Below are 20212 nucleotides of genomic sequence, written 5' to 3'. Positions count from 1 at the left end.
TTCTAAGTGTGACTATTCATTTTATAAGTAATATAGATAAGCCGATATTTCACTTGTCGCATAGTGAAAAAATTTCAACTTCTAATAATATACAAATTAGCCTGGTTAAATCCATTCACTGATTAGTGCTCAATTTGGCTGATTAAAGGGGTAAATTAGGTATTATTTGGCTATTTTTACGGGTTTAATCGTTTTTTGACGAGTCGCTAGCCAGCAAATTAAAGAGCCACCAGTTACCATCATTACACCTTGCCAAAAAGAGAAAGAGAGCGCTGTTGATAGTAATAAAGACGAGAATGCCGTAGAGATAACTGGGGTGAAATAAGAAAGCGTTGCAAGTAATGTCACATTGCCTCTTATCATACCAACTGTCCACGCTGCATTGGCAAGTCCAATAGCGGCACCCGTTACCAATAACAGAGTGATACTTTTACTGTTTATTACCCATTCAACGGGGGATGAAAACAGATATTGTCCCCAAAGCGCCAACGAGGTGAGTAAAAAGAAAGGCACTATTGCGTTATAACCACCAGATATAAGGCGAGTTAAATTGCTATAAAACGCCCATAATATTGCCCCTGAAAAAGCCAATATATAACTTAATGGATTGCTTTGAACATTCTGCCATAAACCTTCAATAGTGAGAGGATTATCCCCACTAACAACCCAAACTAACCCACTAAATGAACATAATAATCCGATAATCAATAAAATAGAGAAACGCTGTTTATTAAGCAAGACTGCCAATGCCAGCGTAAAACTTGGCCATAAATAGTTAACCATACCAAGCTCTATTGCTTGTGTTCTATCTGAAGCAAAACCAAGGGCTAATGATAAACAGACTTCATAGGTAACGAATAGTAAACCACCCCAGAAAAGGTATTTTTTGGGATACAGTGATAATTTAGGCACACCTAAGATCAAAAGAAGAAAAAGCGTTCCCGTCGAGTAAATCAGAGCAGCTCCCCCCACAGCCCCAAAGTATTCGCTGATATTACGAATTAATCCAACGATCGTGCTCCAGAGTAAGATGGCAACAACACCATACAATGTCCCTTTTGATGAACTAGATAACATTTTTGTGCCTTTATGTTTAAATGGTTGCCATTACGTAGAATAGTAAAATAAATTGTGGTCAATTTCTTATCACGCGCTCAAGTACATCGAAAGTATTACGCTTTTCTTATAAAAAAAACCACCTTAATAGGTGGTTTTCAAAATAAGCTAAATATTAACGCCCTGCTTTTAGTTTTTGGTAATAGCTTTCGTATAATATGGTGGCATCACCCACATCATTTTGCCATTCACCTTTATTAATGATCTCTTCACTTGGATAAAGCGAGCTATCTTCAGTAATAACATTTGGCAGTAGTTTTTGTGCTGCTAAGTTAGGTGTTGGATAACCAATATTTTCAGCGACTTTTGCAGCAATTTCAGGACGCAGTAAGAAGTCGATAAGTTTATGGGCACCTTCAGCATTCTTTGCATTAGCAGGGATCGCGAGGCTATCCATCCAGAAAATACCCCCCTCTTTTGGCCACACCATATCAATAGGAGCACCAGCATCTCGTGCAATAAATGCCGAGCCATTCCAAATCATCCCTAAATTAACTTCCCCTTGCATATAAGGGTTCGCAGGGTTGTCAGAGTTGAAAGCTAATACGTTTGGCATTAACTTTTGTAGCTCTTTATAAGCTTCTTCAATCTGCTTAGGATCAGTGGTATTGCCAGAATATCCTAGCTTTAACAGTGCAATTTGAAATACTTCACGCGCATCATCAGTAAGCAGTAGGCTATCTTTATATTCAGGTTTCCATAAATCAGCCCATGAAGTGACGCTGCTAGCATCAATTTCATCGCCATTAATCCCTATCGCTGTTGCTCCCCAAATATAAGGGATGGAGTAGTCATTTTCAGGATCAAAAGATTTATGTAATAAGCTTGGGTCAAGATTAGCAAAATTGCTTAATTTTGATTTATCGATTTTCTGTAGCATTCCCTCATGACTCATTTTAGAAATAAAATAAGTTGAAGGAACTACCAAATCATAAGCCCCATCTTTATAGGTTTTTAGTTTGGTATACATGCTTTCGTTGGATTCATAGGTAGAATAAATCACCTTAATCCCAGTTTCTTTCGTAAACTGTTCAAGCAAACCAGGCGGCACATACTCCGTCCAGTTATAAAAATATAATGTTTTACTATCATCAGCCGATGCTGTGCCCATGCTTAATGCCATTACGCTGGCAGCAAGCACAGAGGACCACTTTTTCATTTATGTTTCCTTCAGTGGTTGATGCGTTAATATCAAATAGGCGGTCAGCCTACCTCCAACAGATTGGTCATATAGACCCCAAAAAGTACGAAAAATCGTACTAATACGTGTAAATTATGCCGTTTTTCCTGTTCTGTCTCTTAAGATCAACTGGCTAATTAATACTAATACTAATGATAGACCTAATAGGATGGTTGCGAGCGCATTAACCTCTGGTGATACACCAACTTTTACCATTGAGTATATTTTTAATGGCAATATTTCATAACTAGGACCCGTTACAAAAGAGGAAACCACAACGTCATCCATCGATAATGTAAAACTCAATAACCAACCTGAAGCGATTGCAGGCATTGCAAGAGGCATAATAATTTTACGTAAAATAGTAAATTCACCCGCACCTAAATCTTTTGCTGCTTCTAGCATTTTTACATCAAAACCACTTAATCGGGAGTAAACCGTTACAACAACAAAGGGTAAACAAAATGTAATATGCGAAACTAACAGCGACCAAAAACCTAATGAAACACCCAGTATCATAAACAAAACTAACAGTGATATTGCCATAACAATATCTGGGGACATCATCACCACAAACAACATTCCGCCGACAAACTTCTTGCCACGAAAACGGTAGCGATATAGTGCAACTGCCGCCAATGAACCAATTAAGGTAGCAAAGGTGGCTGATGTTACTGCCATTGTTAATGAGTGCCCGGCAGCTTGGAGCAGGCTGTCATTATTAAATAAAATGGTATACCAATCGGTGGTAAAACCTTTCCAGTTAATCCCGAAGCGTGATGAGTTAAATGAATTAACTATCAGAATGATGATCGGGATATAAAGATACGCGTAAATAATGGACATAAATCCACCACGCAATAACCGTCCTATCATTCTATTTCTACCTTCTTATGCAGTAGCTTCACGGCTCGATAATAGACAAATAGCATTAATCCCATCACTAGCGTTAAGCAAATACTGGTTGCTGCACCAAATGGCCAATCTCGAATATTCAGGAATTGACTCTTAATCACGTTACCAATGAGTAGATTTTTCGCGCCACCCATTAAATCTGCGACAAAGAATAATCCCATTGCTGGCAACATCACTAATAAACAACCAGCAATAATACCCGGCATAGTGAGTGGAATAATAATACGGATAAAGGTTTGTAATTTATTGGCACCTAAATCACGCGCTGCCTCTAAACAAGGCTTATCTAGCTTTTCAATGCTGGAATATAAAGGCAGTACCATAAAAGGTAATAGAATATAAACCAACCCAAGAACAACAGCTTCTGGGGTATAAATAATTCTTAGTGGTTTATCAATAAGTCCAATCCACAGCAAAAATTCGTTAAAATAGCCTTTGGTGCTTAGGAAAATCTTTAATCCATAAATACGAATTAATGAGTTAGTCCAAAACGGTACAATCAATAAAAACAACATCAGCGGTTGTAGTTTTTTAGGCATTTTTGCTAGGAAAAAAGCAAAGGGGTAACCCAATAATAAACAAGCCAATGTCGCCACTAACGCCATATTGATAGAGTGCAACAGAACTTCTGCATACATGGGATCAAATAAGCGATAGTAGTTATCGAGTGTAAAGACCATCTCGACTAAGTTTGCATCATCACGGGTTAAAAAACTGGTCGCAATGATCATGATATTCGGCAAGAAGACGAACACCATCAACCAACCCACAACACCCGTAATTACGATGTTTTGAAATAGTTTACGTGTTTTCTTCATCAGCCAGTACGACCTCCCAGCTTTCAACCCAAGTCACTGCAATTTTTTGATCTAATGAATGGTCAACATCAGGGTCATCTTCATTAAAGAATTCACTGACCATCACCATTTTGCCATTTTCCATTTCAACGACAGAATCTAACGTCATCCCTTTATAGTTACGCTCACGTACATAACCAATCAGTCCGGGGAGATTTTCCAGATCATGAATCTCTTCAACACGAAGATCTTCAGGTCGTAGTAGTACTTTGAGTTGCTGATTAGGCTTAACGGACAATGTGGTGTAGATATCACACTCATGCCCCTCAACATCAGCACGAATACGTGTCTCATCAATACGATGCAGAACTCGCGCTTCAAAAATGTTTATTTCACCAATAAATTGTGCAACAAACAGGTTAGTTGGCTCTTCATAGATTTCTCGAGGTGTGCCATCTTGCTCAATACGCCCTTCACGCATAACCACGATGCGGTCTGACATTGTCAGTGCCTCTTCTTGATCATGAGTAACGAAAATAAAAGTTATTCCTAATTTTCGTTGTAAGGCTTTTAACTCATTTTGCATCTGTTTACGTAATTTGTAATCCAGTGCAGATAATGATTCATCAAGCAATAGGACCTTTGGTTTATTCACGACAGCACGCGCAATTGCCACTCGCTGTTGTTGTCCACCAGAAAGATGTGCGGGACGACGTTGAGCAAAATCCTCAAGTTGCACCATACGCAATGCGTCTTCAACGCGACTATTAATTTCGTCAGCCGGTCTTTTCTGCATACGTAAACCAAATGCCACATTTTCAAAAACGGTCATATGGGGAAAAAGTGCATAGCTTTGAAATACAGTATTTACAAAACGTTGTTCAGCTGGGATATGGGTAATATCCTGCCCATCGAGGATGATTTGACCATCATCAACGTCTTCTAAACCTGCGATTAAGCGTAAAACCGTCGTCTTACCACAACCCGAAGGACCAAGTATGGTTAAAAACTCGCCATGGTTGATAGTGAGATCGAGGCGGGAAATGATTTGTTTTCCGTCGAAACCTTTACTTAAGGATTTTAATTCGACAAGTGGTATCAGAGATGTTTTCTCAGTCATTTAAGGTAATACTCTATCCCGAAGAATAATGCAGATAGAACCGCCGCCGGAAAAGACTGTGTGAGCTGCCGGAGCATTATGCTCCACAGAAGCCCAAAACCAGCAACGCCGTATGTATAATAGTACAAGGGGCAAATGATAAACGCAGCGACGTTAAATTGAAAGCAAAAAGGCACTTTAGTTATGAAAAACTATTCATATTTAGGCATTTCCTCATAAATTATATTTTTATATTTATAAGAAAAAAACAGAATAAAATCATAAAGCTAGTATTTGTTATGCATTAAACCAATCCATTCATTTTTATGATTAATTAATTCTTAGCGCCTAAACAGCACAATAATGGTCTATTTTAACTAAAATGTAGCTAAATCGTTTAATTAGTTCACTATGAAAGTCATAAAAACAGCATACTATTTAAAGGGTTATTGCATTATTTTTTCTATTATTTTGCAAAGCTATTGTCTTTATTATAGTTTCAATTTGATAAGCTCTTTTAAGTGTAAAATAGCGTTATTCACATTAGGTAAAGGGCCTATTTTATCTTTTAATAGCGGAAAAGTTCCTGTTTTAATTAATAACTCACGCATTTGTAGTGGGCTTAAAACATTTTGTGTTTTATTTTTATACCATGACTGAATAATTGCAGCTGCACCAGCGACGAGTGCACTGGCTGATGATGTTCCACTAAAGTTAGCGGTATAAGTATGGTTATTATCGCTATGAAACAGATCGCCATAACCTGCTGTTGCGACTTCTTCACCCCACGCTTGTACATGGATAGGTGAGCCGTAAGTTGAGAATGGTAATCTATTTAATGTATAGGGAGAACCAGCACCTACACGTATTGAGCAATTATCATTACGTTGTCGATAACTGGCATAAGCGGGTAAATCAAGATTAACGCCTCCATTTCCTGCTGCCATAATGACAATAATGCCAGCATCAGTTAATGCTTTTGTTGCTTCCCAAATATGCATTTCATAATCAGCAGGCACAAAGGCTTGCTGTTCACAGATAGTTTGCATTTCATATAAAAGAATATCTCCTTTATGTAATATTCTTTTACTTGCAATAATGGCACTAATTCGCCCATAAGTAAGTTCTGATATGGCATAAAACATATCTAGTTTACAGGCTAAACCTGTGATCCCTTTTCCATCATTTTTTCCCATTATCAATCCTGCGACAGCAGTGCCATGATCAGCTTGGTTTGTCTTCTTATTGAAAGGAAGTAAAGACGTAATATTACTTGTGGCTAAATCATGATGGGAGAGATTAAAATCCCATTCAATATCCGCTAGTTGTACACCTTGACCATAGGCTTTTTTCTGCCATGCTTCTATTATTCCTAGTCCCTTAATTTGATTATTATTTAGTGTTTTTTGAGGTGATTTTAAATAGTGCTGATAATGAGTAAAATCCGGCGTAATATTGGGAGGCTCAACAGGTTGAATAGGAATGGTTTGTATATATTCAATATCGGGGTGTTGTTTTAAAATATCCACTATTTTATCTAGTGTATATTTTTCATTGTGGGGCGGAGTAATATAATAAAAATTATTCAAATTATTAAAATCAATTGAAATTAATGCTGAATTTATTTTAGGCGGAAGTTTTAACGCATTAGAAATGACAGGTGTTAATAACAAAACCGACAGAAAAGAGTGATGATTATTACGATAATTATTTAATGAAAATCTTTTATTATTATCAGGTCGATTTATATTTTTTGTTTTTATTAAAATTTTTCTTTGAATTTTCATACTCAAATTCCCTTTATTATTTTTATTTTTATAACGTAATGGGTTGAGCATTGCCTACTTTTATTTTTGATAGTGGTAATATAAAATTAAACCAGGATTTATCTACAATCAATAACCCGCCACTCTTTAACATTTACCAATAGTTAAAGAGTATATTAAAAATAAAAGAAGCAAAAAATTGAGTTATATTCATTGAATCCGTCTAAAAACATTCGTAAAATTAATGGTTTTATGAAACTATTTTACTACTTACCTACGCTTTCTAGTGCGAGAACACTCATGCGCTAGTTATTCTCTATGCTATAATGCGCGCTCATTTTATCTCCCTATTTAAAATAGGGGGTTCTATCACCGCCTAAGTAGACGAAAGAATCACAGCATGTCCGAAAATAGAGAACTCAATAAAACAACAGAAAATCATAATATTCATAGCGATAAAAACATATATAACTTAAATCGCTTTTCCGTTGCGCCGATGTTGGATTGGACTGACCGCCATTGCCGTTACTTCTTTCGTCAACTGAGTAAAAACACCCTGCTTTATACCGAAATGGTCACAACGGGCGCCATTATTCATGGTAAAGGTGACTACCTAAAATACAGTGAAGAAGAACACCCGGTTTCTCTGCAATTAGGGGGGAGCGATCCACAAGCTTTGGCACAATGTGCAAAACTGGCACAAGAGCGTGGATATAATGAGATTAACTTAAATGTGGGTTGCCCTTCTGATCGCGTACAAAATGGACGTTTTGGTGCTTGTTTAATGGGAGAAGCACAACTCGTTGCTGATTGCGTAAAAGCGATGCGTGATGTCGTAGACATTCCTGTTACGGTTAAAACACGTATTGGTATTGATGAGCTAGATAGCTACGAGTTTCTATGTGACTTTATTGGTACTGTGAGCCGTGATAATAACTGTGATACTTTTATTATTCATGCTCGTAAAGCGTGGTTATCTGGTTTAAGTCCTAAAGAAAACCGTGAAGTACCACCACTGGATTATCCGCGTGTTTATCAATTAAAACGCGACTTCCCACAGCTGACGATGGCAATTAATGGCGGTATTAAGTCATTAGAAGAAGCAAAAGAACATTTAAAATATATGGATGGTGTAATGGTAGGGCGTGAGGCTTATCAAAATCCTGCAATATTAGCCCATGTTGATCATGAATTATTTGATAATCAATTACCTATTGCCGATGCTGTTGCTGCAGTAAGAGCAATGTATCCTTATATTGAGAAAGAATTATCACAAGGAACCTATCTTGGTCATGTCACTCGTCATATGTTAGGTATTTTTCAAGGGATCCCTGGCGCCAGACAATGGCGTCGCCACTTAAGTGAAAATGCCCATAAACAAGGTGCTGATTTATCTGTTTTAGAGAGTGCGCTAGAATTCGTTACAGAAAAATAATACCAATTAAAATAAAGCTAGAGAAATTAACTCTCTAGCTTTATTTATCTTCTATTTTAATATCAATTAAAGTTGAGAAAAGAAGCGATTATAATTAGCGACTAAATAAGCGATTTGAAATTCAAAAGCTTCTTTGACCTCTTGCTTACCCTGTTCACTTCCTTCTTTTTTCTTAATATCAAAAAATGCACCTTGCATTAGTTGAACAGAAACATCCATTGATTTTTGAAATGCTGACAAATTATTATTTTGACCTAATCGAGAAAATAGCGCTTCAATTTTTTCATCTGCAACATCACGAATAAATTGTAACTCAACATTACTTATACGATTATCTTCATAGATAAAATCAATAAAATCATTTAATTCATTTTTCTGCATAACATTCTCCTACATTAATTAAAAAACCACAGAAAATATAAATTAAAAAAAATAAAAATAAACTTAAAATAAAAATTCCGGCTATTTTATTACAATCAAATGAAGAATATAAAATATAAATATTAAATTTTTTTATATTATTAAATTAAGAAAACAATAATAAACAACTACCTAATAGTTAATTAGGTGGTTGTTTTATTTTACTTCGTTATTTACTTAAGGAATTAGTAAACTTGAGCCCTGAGATTGGCGGCTTTCTAGATAACGATGCGCTGTTTTAGCATCAGCTAAAGCAAATTTCTGATTATCAGGGACACTGACATCAATTTTTCCACTACCAATTAAATCAAAGAGTGCGGCACTCGCGTTATCTAACTCTTCACGCGTTGTGATATAACCCGAAATGGATGGGCGAGTTACATATAAAGAACCATGCTTATTTAAAATACCTAAATCAACCCCCGTTACTGCACCTGATGCATTACCAAAACTCACCATTAAACCACGGCGTTGTAAGCAATTTAGTGAATCTAGCCACGTTGCTTTACCTACCGAGTCATAAACAACAGGCACTTTTTGATTATTGGTTAGTGCTAGTACGCGTTCAACAATAGATTCTGTTTGATAATTAATCACTTCCCATGCACCCGCAGCTTTAGCTTTTGCCGCTTTTTCATCACTGCCCGCTGTACCTATCATTTTGGCACCTATCGCTTTTGCCCATTGGCTAGCAATGAGTCCAACACCACCAGCAGCTGCATGAAATAAGAAGGTTTCCCCTGCTTGCAATTTATGGGTTTCATTAAAGAGATAGTAGACGGTTAACCCTTTTAAAAAAGAGGCGGCAGCTTGTTCAAAAGAGATATTATCAGGCAGGCGAGCAACTTTATTTTCTGGTACATTATGGGTATCGCTATATGCCCCTAGTGGAGATTGCGCATAAACAACTCTATCCCCTTCTTTTAGTGAAGTGACATTAGCGCCCGTTTTGATAACAACACCTGCAGCTTCTGTCCCTAATCCACTTGGGAAGTGATTCACAGGATATAACCCACTACGCACATAAGTATCAATATAATTAATGCCAATTGCTTTATTGGCAACTTGTACTTCATTATCGCCAAGCGGTGCGGGAGTAAATGTTGCTAGCTCAAGAACATCTGCACTACCATGAGCTGCAAATTGAATGCGTTTAGCCATCGTGATCTCCAATATTTTTCTAGGATAAAATAAGCAAGCGTTCTAAAGACCTAAAGAGATAATGACAAATGAAAGTTATTTCTACAAGGCACAGATAATTGGGTTAGCGTATACTGATGCGCTGATTGATTCTTTTTCGACTTTGCGCAGGATTTATGGCCAGAAATAAGACCACTGACAAGCTGATGTCTGATGTTAGAGACCGACAAATGGAGGGGCTGAAACTTCCTCCCCATTCGCTAGAAGCCGAACAGTCCGTGTTAGGCGGTCTGATGATAGATAATGAACGTTGGGATAATGTCTCTGAGCGTGTCACCGCTGAAGACTTTTATAGCCGACCTCATCGTACTATTTTCATGCAGATGCAACGGTTGCTTGAATTAGGCAAACCTATTGACCTAATCACTTTATCAGAAGCATTAGAACAAAATAGCGAACTAGAAAATGTGGGCGGTTTTGCTTACTTAGCAGAACTGTCAAAAAATACGCCAAGCGCGGCGAATATCAATGCTTATGCTGATATCGTCCGAGAGCGTGCTGTTGTTCGCGATATGATAAAAGTAGCCAATGAAATTGCAGATGCAGGCTTTGATCCTCAAGGGCGAACTAGTGAAGATCTCCTTGATTTCGCTGAATCAAGAGTTTTCCAAATTGCAGAAACTCGCGCCAATAAAGATGAAGGTCCGAAAGCCATTGATGCCATCTTAGAAGAGACTGTCGAAAAAATAGAGCAGCTCTATCAAAAACCCCATGATGGTGTTACTGGTGTTTCAAGTGGTTACCAGGATTTAGATAAAAAAACCGCAGGATTACAGAAATCAGACTTAATCATTGTTGCCGCTCGACCTTCTATGGGTAAAACCACTTTCGCCATGAACTTATGCGAAAACGCAGCAATGACGGAAGATAAGCCAGTATTAATCTTCAGTTTAGAGATGCCCGGCAACCAAATTATGATGCGTATGTTGGCATCCCTTTCTCGAGTTGACCAAACAAGAATACGTACAGGTCAGCTTGATGATGAAGATTGGGCACGTATTTCGAGCACCATGGGTATTTTGCTTGAAAAACGCAATATGTATATTGATGACTCATCAGGATTAACCCCAACTGAAGTACGCTCTCGTGCTCGGCGAATCTATCGTGAACATGGCGGTTTAAGCCTTATTATGATTGACTATTTGCAGTTAATGAGAGTACCTTCACTTTCTGATAATCGCACACTAGAAATTGCTGAAATATCACGTTCATTGAAAGCCTTAGCCAAAGAACTGCAAGTTCCTGTTGTTGCGCTATCACAATTAAACCGTAGCTTGGAACAACGCGCTGATAAAAAACCAGTTAACTCTGACTTACGTGAATCAGGCTCCATTGAGCAAGATGCTGACCTTATTATGTTTATCTATCGTGATGAGGTTTATCACGAAAATAGTGATTTAAAAGGTATTGCAGAGATAATTATTGGTAAACAGCGTAATGGTCCTATCGGTTCAGTACGACTGACATTTAATGGTCAGTGGTCGAGATTTGATAACTATGCTGGTCCTTCTTACGATGAAGAATAGTGACCTACCGTATCTAGATTAGAAGGAATTTTAGAATAATATGAAAGCGGCAACCGCAGTGATAGACCGCCGCGCTCTGCGTCACAATTTTCAGCATGTGAGAGACTATGCACCACATAGCCGCCTGATAGCTGTCGTGAAAGCAAACGCTTATGGCCATGGGTTACTAGAAACAGCGTTCACCTTAATGGATAACGCTGATTGTTTTGGTGTTGCACGTATAGGAGAAGCCTTAATACTGCGCAGTGGCGGTATTGTTAAACCTATATTATTGCTAGAAGGCTTTTTTGATGCTGGTGATCTGCCTATTTTAGTTGTTAATCATATAGAAACGGTAGTCCATAGTATTGAGCAACTTGAAGCTTTAGAACACGCAGAGTTAGAAGAACCAGTAAAAGTGTGGATGAAGCTTGATACAGGTATGCATCGTTTGGGCGTTCGCCCTGAAGATGCTGAGACTTTCTATCAGCGCCTTTGTGCCTGTAAAAATGTGCAACAACCTGTCAATATTGTGAGCCATTTTAGTCGCGCAGACGAGCCTGAAATTCCAGAAGTCACACTTAATCAAATCAATCTATTCCAAAAATTTATTCAAAATAAAGCTGGCGAGAAGTCTATCGCAGCGTCTGCTGGTATTTTATTTTGGCAACAAGTCCACTACCAATGGGTTCGCCCTGGCATTATCACTTATGGTATTTCACCGACAGGTGATGAAAAGACAGGAACTGATTTTGGTTTAATCCCAGCAATGACACTGAAAACCAGTTTAATTGCCGTGCGTAAACATAAAGCAGGAGAATCAGTAGGTTATGGTGGCACATGGGTAAGTGATAAGGATACTTATCTTGGTGTTATTGCCATAGGTTATGGTGATGGTTATCCACGTAGTGCACCTTCAGGCACCCCCGTTTGGATTAACGGTAGAAAAGTGCCTATTGTAGGTCGAGTTTCTATGGATATGATCAGTGTCGATTTGGGTACTGAACTTATCGATCATGTGGGTGATGAAGCTATCTTATGGGGTGATGTTCTGCCTGTTGAAGAAATTGCCAGATATAGTGGTATTAGTGCCTATGAGTTGATAACCAAATTAACCTCTCGCGTCATTATGGAATACCTAGACGAACAATAGCACACAAGATATTGTATAAATCTGACACACAAAAAGTGATTGGAGATTAAGCCGTGTTTCAACAGGTTGAAGCGTTTCCGGGAGACCCGATTCTCTCGTTGATGGATGTTTATAACAAAGACCCGCGTCAGGATAAAATTAATTTAAGCATCGGTCTTTATTATGATGAAGAAGGCAAGACTCCTATTTTAGGGACTGTCTCTGTTGCTCGTCAGCAACTTAATGCCATGACACCCACCGCAACACTTTATTTACCAATGGAAGGGCTCGCACCTTATCGCAGTGAAATACAGGCGTTACTCTTTGGTGCTGATAACCCGCTGATCGCCGAGAAAAAAATCGCGACAATACAGACGTTAGGCGGATCTGGTGCATTAAAAGTGGGTGCTGATTTTCTACATCGCTATTTCCCTGAATCACAAGTTTGGATTAGTGATCCTACATGGGATAATCATGCTTCTATTTTTGCAGGCTCTGGTTTTAACGTAAATTACTACCCCTATTTCGACCCTGAAACCAAAGGCGTTAAATTTGAAGCACTGTTAGATTGCTTTAAAAATCTACCAGTAAAAAGCATTGTACTAATGCACCCTTGTTGCCATAACCCAACAGGTTCAGACTTAACAGCACAACAGTGGGATCAAGTCACTGAAGTATTAAAATCTCGCCAAGCAATTCCATTTTTAGATATTGCTTATCAAGGTTTTGCTGAGAATTTAGATGAAGATGCTTATGCCATTCGTACTATGGCAGCAGCAGGATTACCCGTGTTAATCAGTAACTCTTTTTCAAAAATCTTTGGTATTTACGGTGAACGTGCGGGTGGTTTATCTATTGTTTGTGATAATACTACTGAGTGTGAACACGTTTTAGGTCAACTTAAAGCTGGTGTGCGTCGTATTTACTCAAGCCCCGCAAATTATGGTGCTCAAGTTGTCAATCAAGTGCTGTCAGATCAAGTATTAACAACACAATGGCAAAAAGAAGTTGCTCATATGCGTGATCGCATTAAAGAGATGCGCACGACACTTGTTGATGCACTGAAAACTGCCCTGCCTGAAAAGAACTTTGATCACTTATTAACGCAACGTGGCATGTTTAGCTACACAGGCTTTAGCCAAGCACAAGTTGATAGATTACGTAATGAGTTTGGTATCTATTTGGTCGGCACTGGTCGTGTTTGTATGGCGGGTGTAAATACCAACAACGTACAACGTATTGCTCAAGCATTTGCAGCCGTGAGTGTTTAATCACCCACATTAGTATTGCCAAAATAAAGAGAGACCTGCTTATTTACATAAGCAGGTCTCTCTTTTTACTACATCACAATGTTCACTGCCACTTTAGGCTTTTAACCTATTATATGCTGGCAGCTTGCTTATTTTCCCCGGCATTACGACGCGCTTTTTCTTCCATGATCTCAATAATTTGAACATCTGTATGTTGCATTGCATGAGTTGCTAATGCGCAGAGGTTCGCTATTGAGCTATCGACATCGTCACTCACAATACCGTCAGTTCCTGCAACACTTTGGTTCTGCATTGCCATTAATACCGCTTTATAAGCTGAAGCCGCACTGCTAGATACCTTCATTGCACAGCTGTTAGAAGCACCATCACAAATGATGCCACTAATGTCACCAATCATACTGTTGATAGACATACTGACCGTGTTAAAGTCTTTTGTTAGTAACCATGCCATTCCTGCTGCTGCGCCCATTGAAGCAGTGGTTGCAGCACAAAGTGCGGAAAGTGGCGGGAAATGACTATGAACATAAATCGCCATTAAGTGAGATAAAACTAACGCACGTAATAAAGTTTCATCATCCGCCTTAATAAACTCGGCAACAACCATGACAGGCAGTGTCGCTGCAATACCCTGATTACCCGATCCTGAGTTACTCATTGCGGGTAATACAGCGCCCCCCATTCGTGCATCAGATGCCGCAGATGCACGGATCATGATTTCATTAAGTAAATCCTTACCTAAGAAGCCTTTTTCCTGCTGGCAAATCAAAGTACGACCGATTGCTAACCCATAGGCATTACGAAGCCCTTCTTCTGATAATGCACCGTTTAAATGAGCAGCATCGAGCATAAATTCGATATCACTAATCGGAACATTCAGTGCAAATTGATAAATATCTTCTGCACAAACATCAGTAAAAGGTTTATCACCAGTACATTGACAATCATTTGTTAGCGATGTTTTATCTTCTTCAAAAACAACGTTACCATTGCATTCACAACGAACAACATGTGTATGCTCCCTAGCAATACTGACGATTGCATAACCAGATTGACCATACACTTTAGCTTCAGAGTAAAGTACGTCTTCACACGGTGATTTAACACCAACGGTAACCTTACCTTGAGCAACCAGTGTTTTAGCTTGAGCTACTGCATCGGGAGAGGCTTTTAACAGAACTTCAAGTCCCGCTTCTGGATCTCCACCTGTTGCACCAAGCGCAGCTGCAATAGGCAGCCCAGCCATTCCCGTTCCAGGCACTGTCACGCCCATTCCGTTTTTCATTAGATTTGGTGAAACCCATGCTTCAATACGTATAACTGGCTCACCTAACAAAGCAGTCGCTTTTGCTGCTGCAAGTGCTAATGAAATTGGCTCAGTACAACCTACTGCGGGTTTAACACCTTCACGTAATTGACGAACAAACTGTGACCATAAATGAGAATTTTTATTCTGGCTCATAATCTAACACCTTGGATTAATTGTAGTTTCTAAAAACAACTCCTGATAAAACCGAAGTTGGCGACTATGAGAATGCCAAGAACGGAGAGATACAGAGCAGTAAACCTGTAAAGATAATTAGGTAAAGTGAAGTACCTTTGTATTTATGTAACATCGGTACTTTATAAACTAAGTAAGCAGGAATAAGACAACCTACCATACCGAAGATTGGGCTACAGATTGAAGTGAAGCTGAGTACGGGTGCATTGAGGATAATTGCGCCCCAAGCTAATAACACAGCGAAAATCATGATGCCGTTTTGTACCCATTTTTGGCTAATTTTCTCCGCTGGCATATAACGTTGCAGGATGTTCATCACAATCCCTTGCGTTGCTTCACGGAAACCTAAATAGACCCCAAAGAATGCCGTCATTACTGCGAAGATGTTCAGCATAACGCTAACTACGGTTACCCAACCACCAGGGAAGAATTTGGCAGCGATTGCTAGAGCAGAAATATTTTGTTCGTAAGCTTTAACCGCTTCATCATGACCCATTGCTAATGTGAATGAGATTGCATAGAAGAATACTGTACAGAACAGCACACCGAAGGCGATATTCATCGCTCGTAATGCTTTATGACGAGCCACTTCACGGTTTGGATTACGACTACGGTAAGAGATAACCATCGGGCTTAATGTTTGAATAAACAAGATTGAGGTCAGTGTAAATGGCAGTGTAATGATTGCTTCTTTAATTAAACGACCTGCTGGTGGTAATGCACCAACGTTATAAAGATGCCACATACCAATCATCGAGATCCCTAATGCAGCAACAACAAACAGTTTAGTCAGTACCATAAAGCTCGATACTTTAAACAGTAATTGTTCACCACGAGAAGAGATAGCCACTAATGCACAGATTAAAATCAGACCATAAAATGGGTTTTCTGATAATAAACCTTCTGTTACACCAAAGGTTTGTAGATAAGAAGCACTGTCATTGGTGATAGCCGTTGAATAAACGAACATCCAAATCACTAACATCACAAAGTAGAGTGCACCTAACAAGATACCCCAGTTTTTACCGAGATAACCTGTAATAACACTAGGGTAGTCTTTACATTCTGGAGATTCAGCCAACGTGTTGATAAACAAACGTTGGAACAAATACATTGCGGGGTAACCGATAACGGATGAGAGTAAGAAAACCCATAATCCCATTAAGCCCACCTGAACAGGTAAGAACACAATACCTGCACCGATAGCCATACCGATACTCATGATAACCCAGCCCACATCATTGCTGTTGAATTTAATTGCTGCGCGCCATTGTTCTTCAGTCATACCTGCGCGGCGTGCGCCAGCACTAGTTGCGGGATAGCTTGTTGTCTCTGTTTTTGAGGAAGCCGTTTCCATATTAGTACTCACTTTTTATATTGTAATTGTAAATAGCAAAACGAAATTTGGGGGTAAAAAGGTATTTCATATCACGATGACGTAATAACCTTACAACTTGCAGGTATTTTTAATTATGGCTAAATGATAGGTAATATTGCGGAGAAAAAAGTTGTTATAAATCGTGATAGGCAGAAATGATTTGGAAAAGTTTTCTCCCGTAAGGAGAAAAGTAGGATTATCTGTTCAAAGAGAAGAGTAAATAATAACCTTCCCGTAAGCGTAATGTTTATAATTACACAACTAACTGATAATCATATAAAAACAGCTATTGTTATACAATATTAGTTAAGTATAACAATTGAAACAAATCCCTAAATAAACTGTGCTGTCTATCACGATACTCTATGATAATCCTTTCCATTTAACATCTTTCTACCGTATTTAGTTAAAATATAGTTAATAAATAGAATATTTAACTATTTAATTTGTTTTTCATAAAAAAAAGCTCATTTAGACGGAAAAAATATATAGAAAGTATTATCGACAAAAAAAGCGCTCCCTCTAGGAGAATTAAATTCTATGGCATTAGTTTGATTTATTTGTTGGAAAAAAAACGCTACAAAATGTAAATCACTTACACTCCGTAGCGCTTAGATTATAAAGGAATAACTGGGTTACTATTAATAACCGCGTTCTAATATTGGCTTCAAGAATCTCGCAGTATGTGAGCCTTCAAATTCGGCAACTTTTTCAGGTGTACCAGATACTAAAATCTGACCACCACCGCTACCACCTTCAGGTCCTAAATCGATAATCCAGTCAGCGGTTTTAATCACATCAAGATTATGTTCAATCACCACAATGGTATTACCTTGATCTCGTAGCTGATGAAGTACTTCGAGTAACAGCTCAATATCTGCAAAATGAAGACCAGTTGTTGGTTCATCCAGAATATATAGCGTTTGCCCTGTACCGCGTTTTGATAGCTCTTTGGCTAATTTAACGCGCTGCGCTTCACCGCCAGAAAGCGTTGTTGCTGATTGCCCTAAACGAATATAAGAGAGCCCTACATCGATTAATGTCTGCAATTTACGCGCTAATGCGGGCACTGCATCAAAAAACTCTCTTGCCTCTTCAATGGTCATATCTAGCGCTTCGTGAATATTTTTTCCTTTATATTTTATTTCAAGGGTTTCACGATTATAACGCTGACCTTTACATTGATCACAAGGCACATACACATCGGGTAAAAAGTGCATTTCTACTTTAATAACACCATCACCTTGGCAAGCTTCACAGCGACCACCCTTTACGTTGAAGCTAAAGCGACCCGGCGTATAACCACGGGTACGCGATTCGGGTACACCAGCAAATAACTCACGAATAGGTGTGAATACTCCAGTATAAGTTGCAGGGTTTGAACGAGGCGTTCTTCCTATTGGGCTCTGGTTAATATCGATAACTTTATCGAAATGCTCTAAGCCTTCAACATCTAAATAAGGTGCAGGAATGATATTGGTTGCACCATTTAATTGGCGCTGTGCTATTGGAAATAACGTATCATTAATTAACGTTGATTTTCCTGAGCCTGAAACCCCTGTAATACAAGTGAATAATCCAACTGGCAACTTCAAATTGACGTTTTGTAAGTTGTTGCCTTTCGCCCCTAAAATAGTGAGCATTTTCTCGCGATCAACAGGTACGCGTTGTTTTGGTATTTCAATACGACGTTCACCACTTAAAAACTTACCTGTAAGTGAATTAGGATTATTTAGAATATCTTCTAATGTACCTTGAGCAACAATTTCACCGCCATGAATACCCGCACCAGGACCGATATCAATAATATGATCAGCAGCACGAATAGCATCTTCATCGTGTTCAACCACTATTACGGTATTACCTAAATTACGTAAGTGGATCAGTGTTTCAAGTAAGCGATCATTATCTCGTTGATGCAACCCAATTGAAGGTTCATCTAATACATACATAACACCCACAAGACCCGCACCAATTTGGCTTGCCAAGCGAATACGTTGAGCTTCACCACCAGAAAGTGTTTCCGCAGAACGCGAAAGCGTTAAGTAATTTAGACCCACGTTAACTAAAAATTTAAGTCTGTCACCAATCTCTTTTAGTACTTTTTCCGCAATCTTAGCGCGTTGACCACTTAGTTTTAAATTTTGGAAAAAGGTCATTGCATGACCAATGCTGTAATCAGCTATTTCAGGCAATGTAATGTTTTCAACATACACATGACGCGCTTCGCGACGTAAACGTGTACCACCACAAGAAGTACAAGAACGATTACTAATATATTTAGAAAGTTCTTCACGTACCGCACTTGATTCTGTCTCGCGGTAACGCCGCTCCATGTTGTTTAATACCCCTTCAAATGGATGATGACGAACCACGACATCTCCACGATCATTGGTATATTTAAACTCGATATTCTCTTTACCAGAGCCCGTTAAAATCACTTTTTGGATATTATCAGGTAGTGAATCAAATGGAGCTTCAACATCAAAATGATAATGTTCACCTAAAGATCGTAGCATCTGAAAATAATAGAAATTTCGACGATCCCAACCTTTAATTGCACCACCGGCAAGGGAGATTTCTCGATTCTGGATAACTAATTCTGGGTCAAAAAATTGTTGTACCCCTAAGCCATCACAAGTAGGACAAGCTCCCGCTGGATTATTAAATGAGAATAAGCGAGGCTCTAACTCACTCATGCTATAACCACATACCGGACAAGCGAAATTAGCAGAAAAAATAATATCTTCTGTATTGCTGTCATCCATATCAGAAATAACCGCAGTACCGCCAGAAAGATCTAATGCGGTTTCAAAAGATTCCGCTAAACGCTGTGCCAGATCGTCACGCACTTTAAAGCGATCTATCACCACTTCAATGGTATGTTTTTTCTGTAGTTCTAGAGTAGGTGGATCAGAAAGATCACACACTTCACCATCAATACGCGCACGAATATAACCTTGTGCAGCAAGGTTATTGAGCAGCTTTACATGCTCACCTTTTCGCTCTTTAACAACAGGGGCAAGTAACATTAAGCGTTTGCCTTCGGGTTGCTCAAGTACGTTATCTACCATTTGGCTAACGGTTTGTGCAGCGAGTGGAATGTCATGATCAGGGCAACGTGGTTCACCAACTCGCGCAAATAGCAGACGCAAGTAGTCATGAATTTCTGTAATTGTACCCACAGTAGAACGTGGGTTATGTGACGTCGATTTCTGCTCTATCGAAATAGCGGGTGATAAACCTTCAATATGATCAACATCAGGTTTTTCCATTAATGAAAGAAACTGACGCGCATAGGCTGAGAGCGATTCAACATAACGTCGTTGACCTTCTGCATAGAGGGTATCAAAAGCTAAAGAAGATTTACCTGAACCAGAAAGTCCCGTAATAACAATAAGTTTATCGCGAGGAATGACCAAATTGATATTTTTTAGATTATGGGTGCGAGCGCCCCGTACTTCGATTTTATCCATGAACATATCCCGGATTGAGAGAGT

15 protein-coding genes are annotated in these 20212 nt (G+C 38.8%); 4 read left to right on the top strand and 11 right to left on the bottom strand.

Annotation, left to right across the window (positions count from 1 at the left end; translation table 11 throughout):
- Positions 1 to 162: 162 nt before the first annotated feature.
- The 6 genes from yddG to ABN099_RS12465 all read right to left on the bottom strand — a co-directional run bounded on the left by yddG (position 163) and on the right by ABN099_RS12465 (position 6636).
- The gene (gene yddG / locus ABN099_RS12490) at positions 163 to 1077 is read right to left on the bottom strand and encodes an aromatic amino acid DMT transporter YddG (RefSeq protein ID WP_349464139.1); all 915 of its coding nucleotides are present in this window, start codon (positions 1075 to 1077) and stop codon (positions 163 to 165) included.
- 154 nt (positions 1078 to 1231) lie between these two features.
- Positions 1232 to 2275 (bottom strand): spermidine/putrescine ABC transporter substrate-binding protein PotD, encoded by a 1044-nt coding sequence (gene potD, locus ABN099_RS12485; RefSeq protein WP_349464137.1) that lies wholly within the window; start codon positions 2273 to 2275, stop codon positions 1232 to 1234.
- Between the two features lie 114 nt (positions 2276 to 2389).
- Positions 2390 to 3172 (bottom strand): spermidine/putrescine ABC transporter permease PotC, encoded by a 783-nt coding sequence (potC, locus tag ABN099_RS12480; RefSeq protein WP_349464136.1) that lies wholly within the window; start codon positions 3170 to 3172, stop codon positions 2390 to 2392.
- A complete protein-coding gene (gene potB / locus ABN099_RS12475; RefSeq protein ID WP_349464135.1) occupies positions 3169 to 4029 on the bottom strand; it encodes a spermidine/putrescine ABC transporter permease PotB in 861 nt (286 codons plus the stop codon). The genes potC and potB overlap by 4 nt, the downstream gene beginning before the upstream one ends.
- Positions 4013 to 5128 (bottom strand): spermidine/putrescine ABC transporter ATP-binding protein PotA, encoded by a 1116-nt coding sequence (gene potA, locus ABN099_RS12470; protein ID WP_349464134.1) that lies wholly within the window; start codon positions 5126 to 5128, stop codon positions 4013 to 4015. Before potA ends, potB begins: the two co-directional genes overlap by 17 nt.
- A gap of 470 nt (positions 5129 to 5598) precedes the next feature.
- The gene (locus tag ABN099_RS12465) at positions 5599 to 6636 is read right to left on the bottom strand and encodes a S8 family serine peptidase (protein WP_349464133.1); all 1038 of its coding nucleotides are present in this window, start codon (positions 6634 to 6636) and stop codon (positions 5599 to 5601) included.
- Positions 6637 to 7273: 637 nt separating this feature from the next.
- Between ABN099_RS12465 and dusA the strand changes: the two genes are divergently transcribed.
- Entirely contained in the window at positions 7274 to 8308 is a 1035-nt protein-coding gene (dusA, locus tag ABN099_RS12460) for a tRNA dihydrouridine(20/20a) synthase DusA (protein ID WP_349464132.1), read from the top strand.
- A gap of 66 nt (positions 8309 to 8374) precedes the next feature.
- Here dusA and ABN099_RS12455 read toward each other — a convergent pair whose 3' ends face one another.
- Both ABN099_RS12455 and ABN099_RS12450 read right to left on the bottom strand, forming a co-directional pair.
- Positions 8375 to 8689, bottom strand: coding sequence for a hypothetical protein (locus tag ABN099_RS12455; protein ID WP_349464131.1), 315 nt, complete (start codon positions 8687 to 8689; stop codon positions 8375 to 8377).
- 216 nt (positions 8690 to 8905) lie between these two features.
- Entirely contained in the window at positions 8906 to 9889 is a 984-nt protein-coding gene (locus tag ABN099_RS12450; RefSeq protein ID WP_349464130.1) for a quinone oxidoreductase, read from the bottom strand.
- A 155-nt stretch (positions 9890 to 10044) separates the two neighbouring features.
- Between ABN099_RS12450 and dnaB the strand changes: the two genes are divergently transcribed.
- Genes dnaB through ABN099_RS12435 form a run of 3 tightly spaced genes read left to right on the top strand, consistent with a single transcriptional unit; the run spans position 10045 to position 13836 of the window.
- Complete coding sequence (gene dnaB / locus ABN099_RS12445) at positions 10045 to 11454, top strand: replicative DNA helicase (RefSeq protein ID WP_349464129.1); 1410 nt, start codon at positions 10045 to 10047, stop codon at positions 11452 to 11454.
- 40 nt (positions 11455 to 11494) lie between these two features.
- Positions 11495 to 12586 (top strand): alanine racemase, encoded by a 1092-nt coding sequence (gene alr / locus ABN099_RS12440; protein WP_349464127.1) that lies wholly within the window; start codon positions 11495 to 11497, stop codon positions 12584 to 12586.
- A gap of 53 nt (positions 12587 to 12639) precedes the next feature.
- A complete protein-coding gene (locus ABN099_RS12435) occupies positions 12640 to 13836 on the top strand; it encodes an amino acid aminotransferase (RefSeq protein WP_349464126.1) in 1197 nt (398 codons plus the stop codon).
- Positions 13837 to 13945: 109 nt separating this feature from the next.
- Here the strand turns inward: ABN099_RS12435 and ABN099_RS12430 are convergent, their stop codons facing one another.
- The 3 genes from ABN099_RS12430 to uvrA all read right to left on the bottom strand — a co-directional run bounded on the left by ABN099_RS12430 (position 13946) and on the right by uvrA (position 20188).
- Positions 13946 to 15295: a serine dehydratase subunit alpha family protein gene (locus ABN099_RS12430; protein WP_349464125.1), complete on the bottom strand. Its 1350-nt coding sequence runs from the start codon at positions 15293 to 15295 to the stop codon at positions 13946 to 13948.
- A gap of 64 nt (positions 15296 to 15359) precedes the next feature.
- The gene (locus ABN099_RS12425) at positions 15360 to 16691 is read right to left on the bottom strand and encodes a hypothetical protein (RefSeq protein WP_349464124.1); all 1332 of its coding nucleotides are present in this window, start codon (positions 16689 to 16691) and stop codon (positions 15360 to 15362) included.
- A 662-nt stretch (positions 16692 to 17353) separates the two neighbouring features.
- Positions 17354 to 20188, bottom strand: a complete 2835-nt coding sequence (uvrA, locus tag ABN099_RS12420) for an excinuclease ABC subunit UvrA (protein ID WP_349464122.1) — start codon at positions 20186 to 20188, stop codon at positions 17354 to 17356.
- Positions 20189 to 20212: the final 24 nt, after the last annotated feature.

The organism is Proteus hauseri (assembly GCF_040139125.1).
Lineage (GTDB): Bacteria > Pseudomonadota > Gammaproteobacteria > Enterobacterales > Enterobacteriaceae > Proteus > Proteus hauseri_B.
Note: the sequence above shows the minus strand (reverse complement) of the source record. Positions and strands in the feature narration are given on the sequence as shown.

Excerpts from the sequence above, each read along its gene's own strand:
- yddG (WP_349464139.1), bottom strand. The coding sequence starts at position 1,077 with ATGTTATCTAGTTCATCAAAAGGGACATTGTATGGTGTTGTTGCCATC.
- potD (WP_349464137.1), bottom strand. The coding sequence starts at position 2,275 with ATGAAAAAGTGGTCCTCTGTGCTTGCTGCCAGCGTAATGGCATTAAGC.
- potC (WP_349464136.1), bottom strand. The coding sequence starts at position 3,172 with ATGATAGGACGGTTATTGCGTGGTGGATTTATGTCCATTATTTACGCG.
- potB (WP_349464135.1), bottom strand. The coding sequence starts at position 4,029 with ATGAAGAAAACACGTAAACTATTTCAAAACATCGTAATTACGGGTGTT.
- potA (WP_349464134.1), bottom strand. The coding sequence starts at position 5,128 with ATGACTGAGAAAACATCTCTGATACCACTTGTCGAATTAAAATCCTTA.
- dusA (WP_349464132.1), top strand. The coding sequence starts at position 7,274 with ATGTCCGAAAATAGAGAACTCAATAAAACAACAGAAAATCATAATATT.
- ABN099_RS12455 (WP_349464131.1), bottom strand. The coding sequence starts at position 8,689 with ATGCAGAAAAATGAATTAAATGATTTTATTGATTTTATCTATGAAGAT.
- ABN099_RS12450 (WP_349464130.1), bottom strand. The coding sequence starts at position 9,889 with ATGGCTAAACGCATTCAATTTGCAGCTCATGGTAGTGCAGATGTTCTT.
- dnaB (WP_349464129.1), top strand. The coding sequence starts at position 10,045 with ATGGCCAGAAATAAGACCACTGACAAGCTGATGTCTGATGTTAGAGAC.
- alr (WP_349464127.1), top strand. The coding sequence starts at position 11,495 with ATGAAAGCGGCAACCGCAGTGATAGACCGCCGCGCTCTGCGTCACAAT.
- ABN099_RS12430 (WP_349464125.1), bottom strand. The coding sequence starts at position 15,295 with ATGAGCCAGAATAAAAATTCTCATTTATGGTCACAGTTTGTTCGTCAA.
- ABN099_RS12425 (WP_349464124.1), bottom strand. The coding sequence starts at position 16,691 with ATGGAAACGGCTTCCTCAAAAACAGAGACAACAAGCTATCCCGCAACT.
- uvrA (WP_349464122.1), bottom strand. The coding sequence starts at position 20,188 with ATGGATAAAATCGAAGTACGGGGCGCTCGCACCCATAATCTAAAAAAT.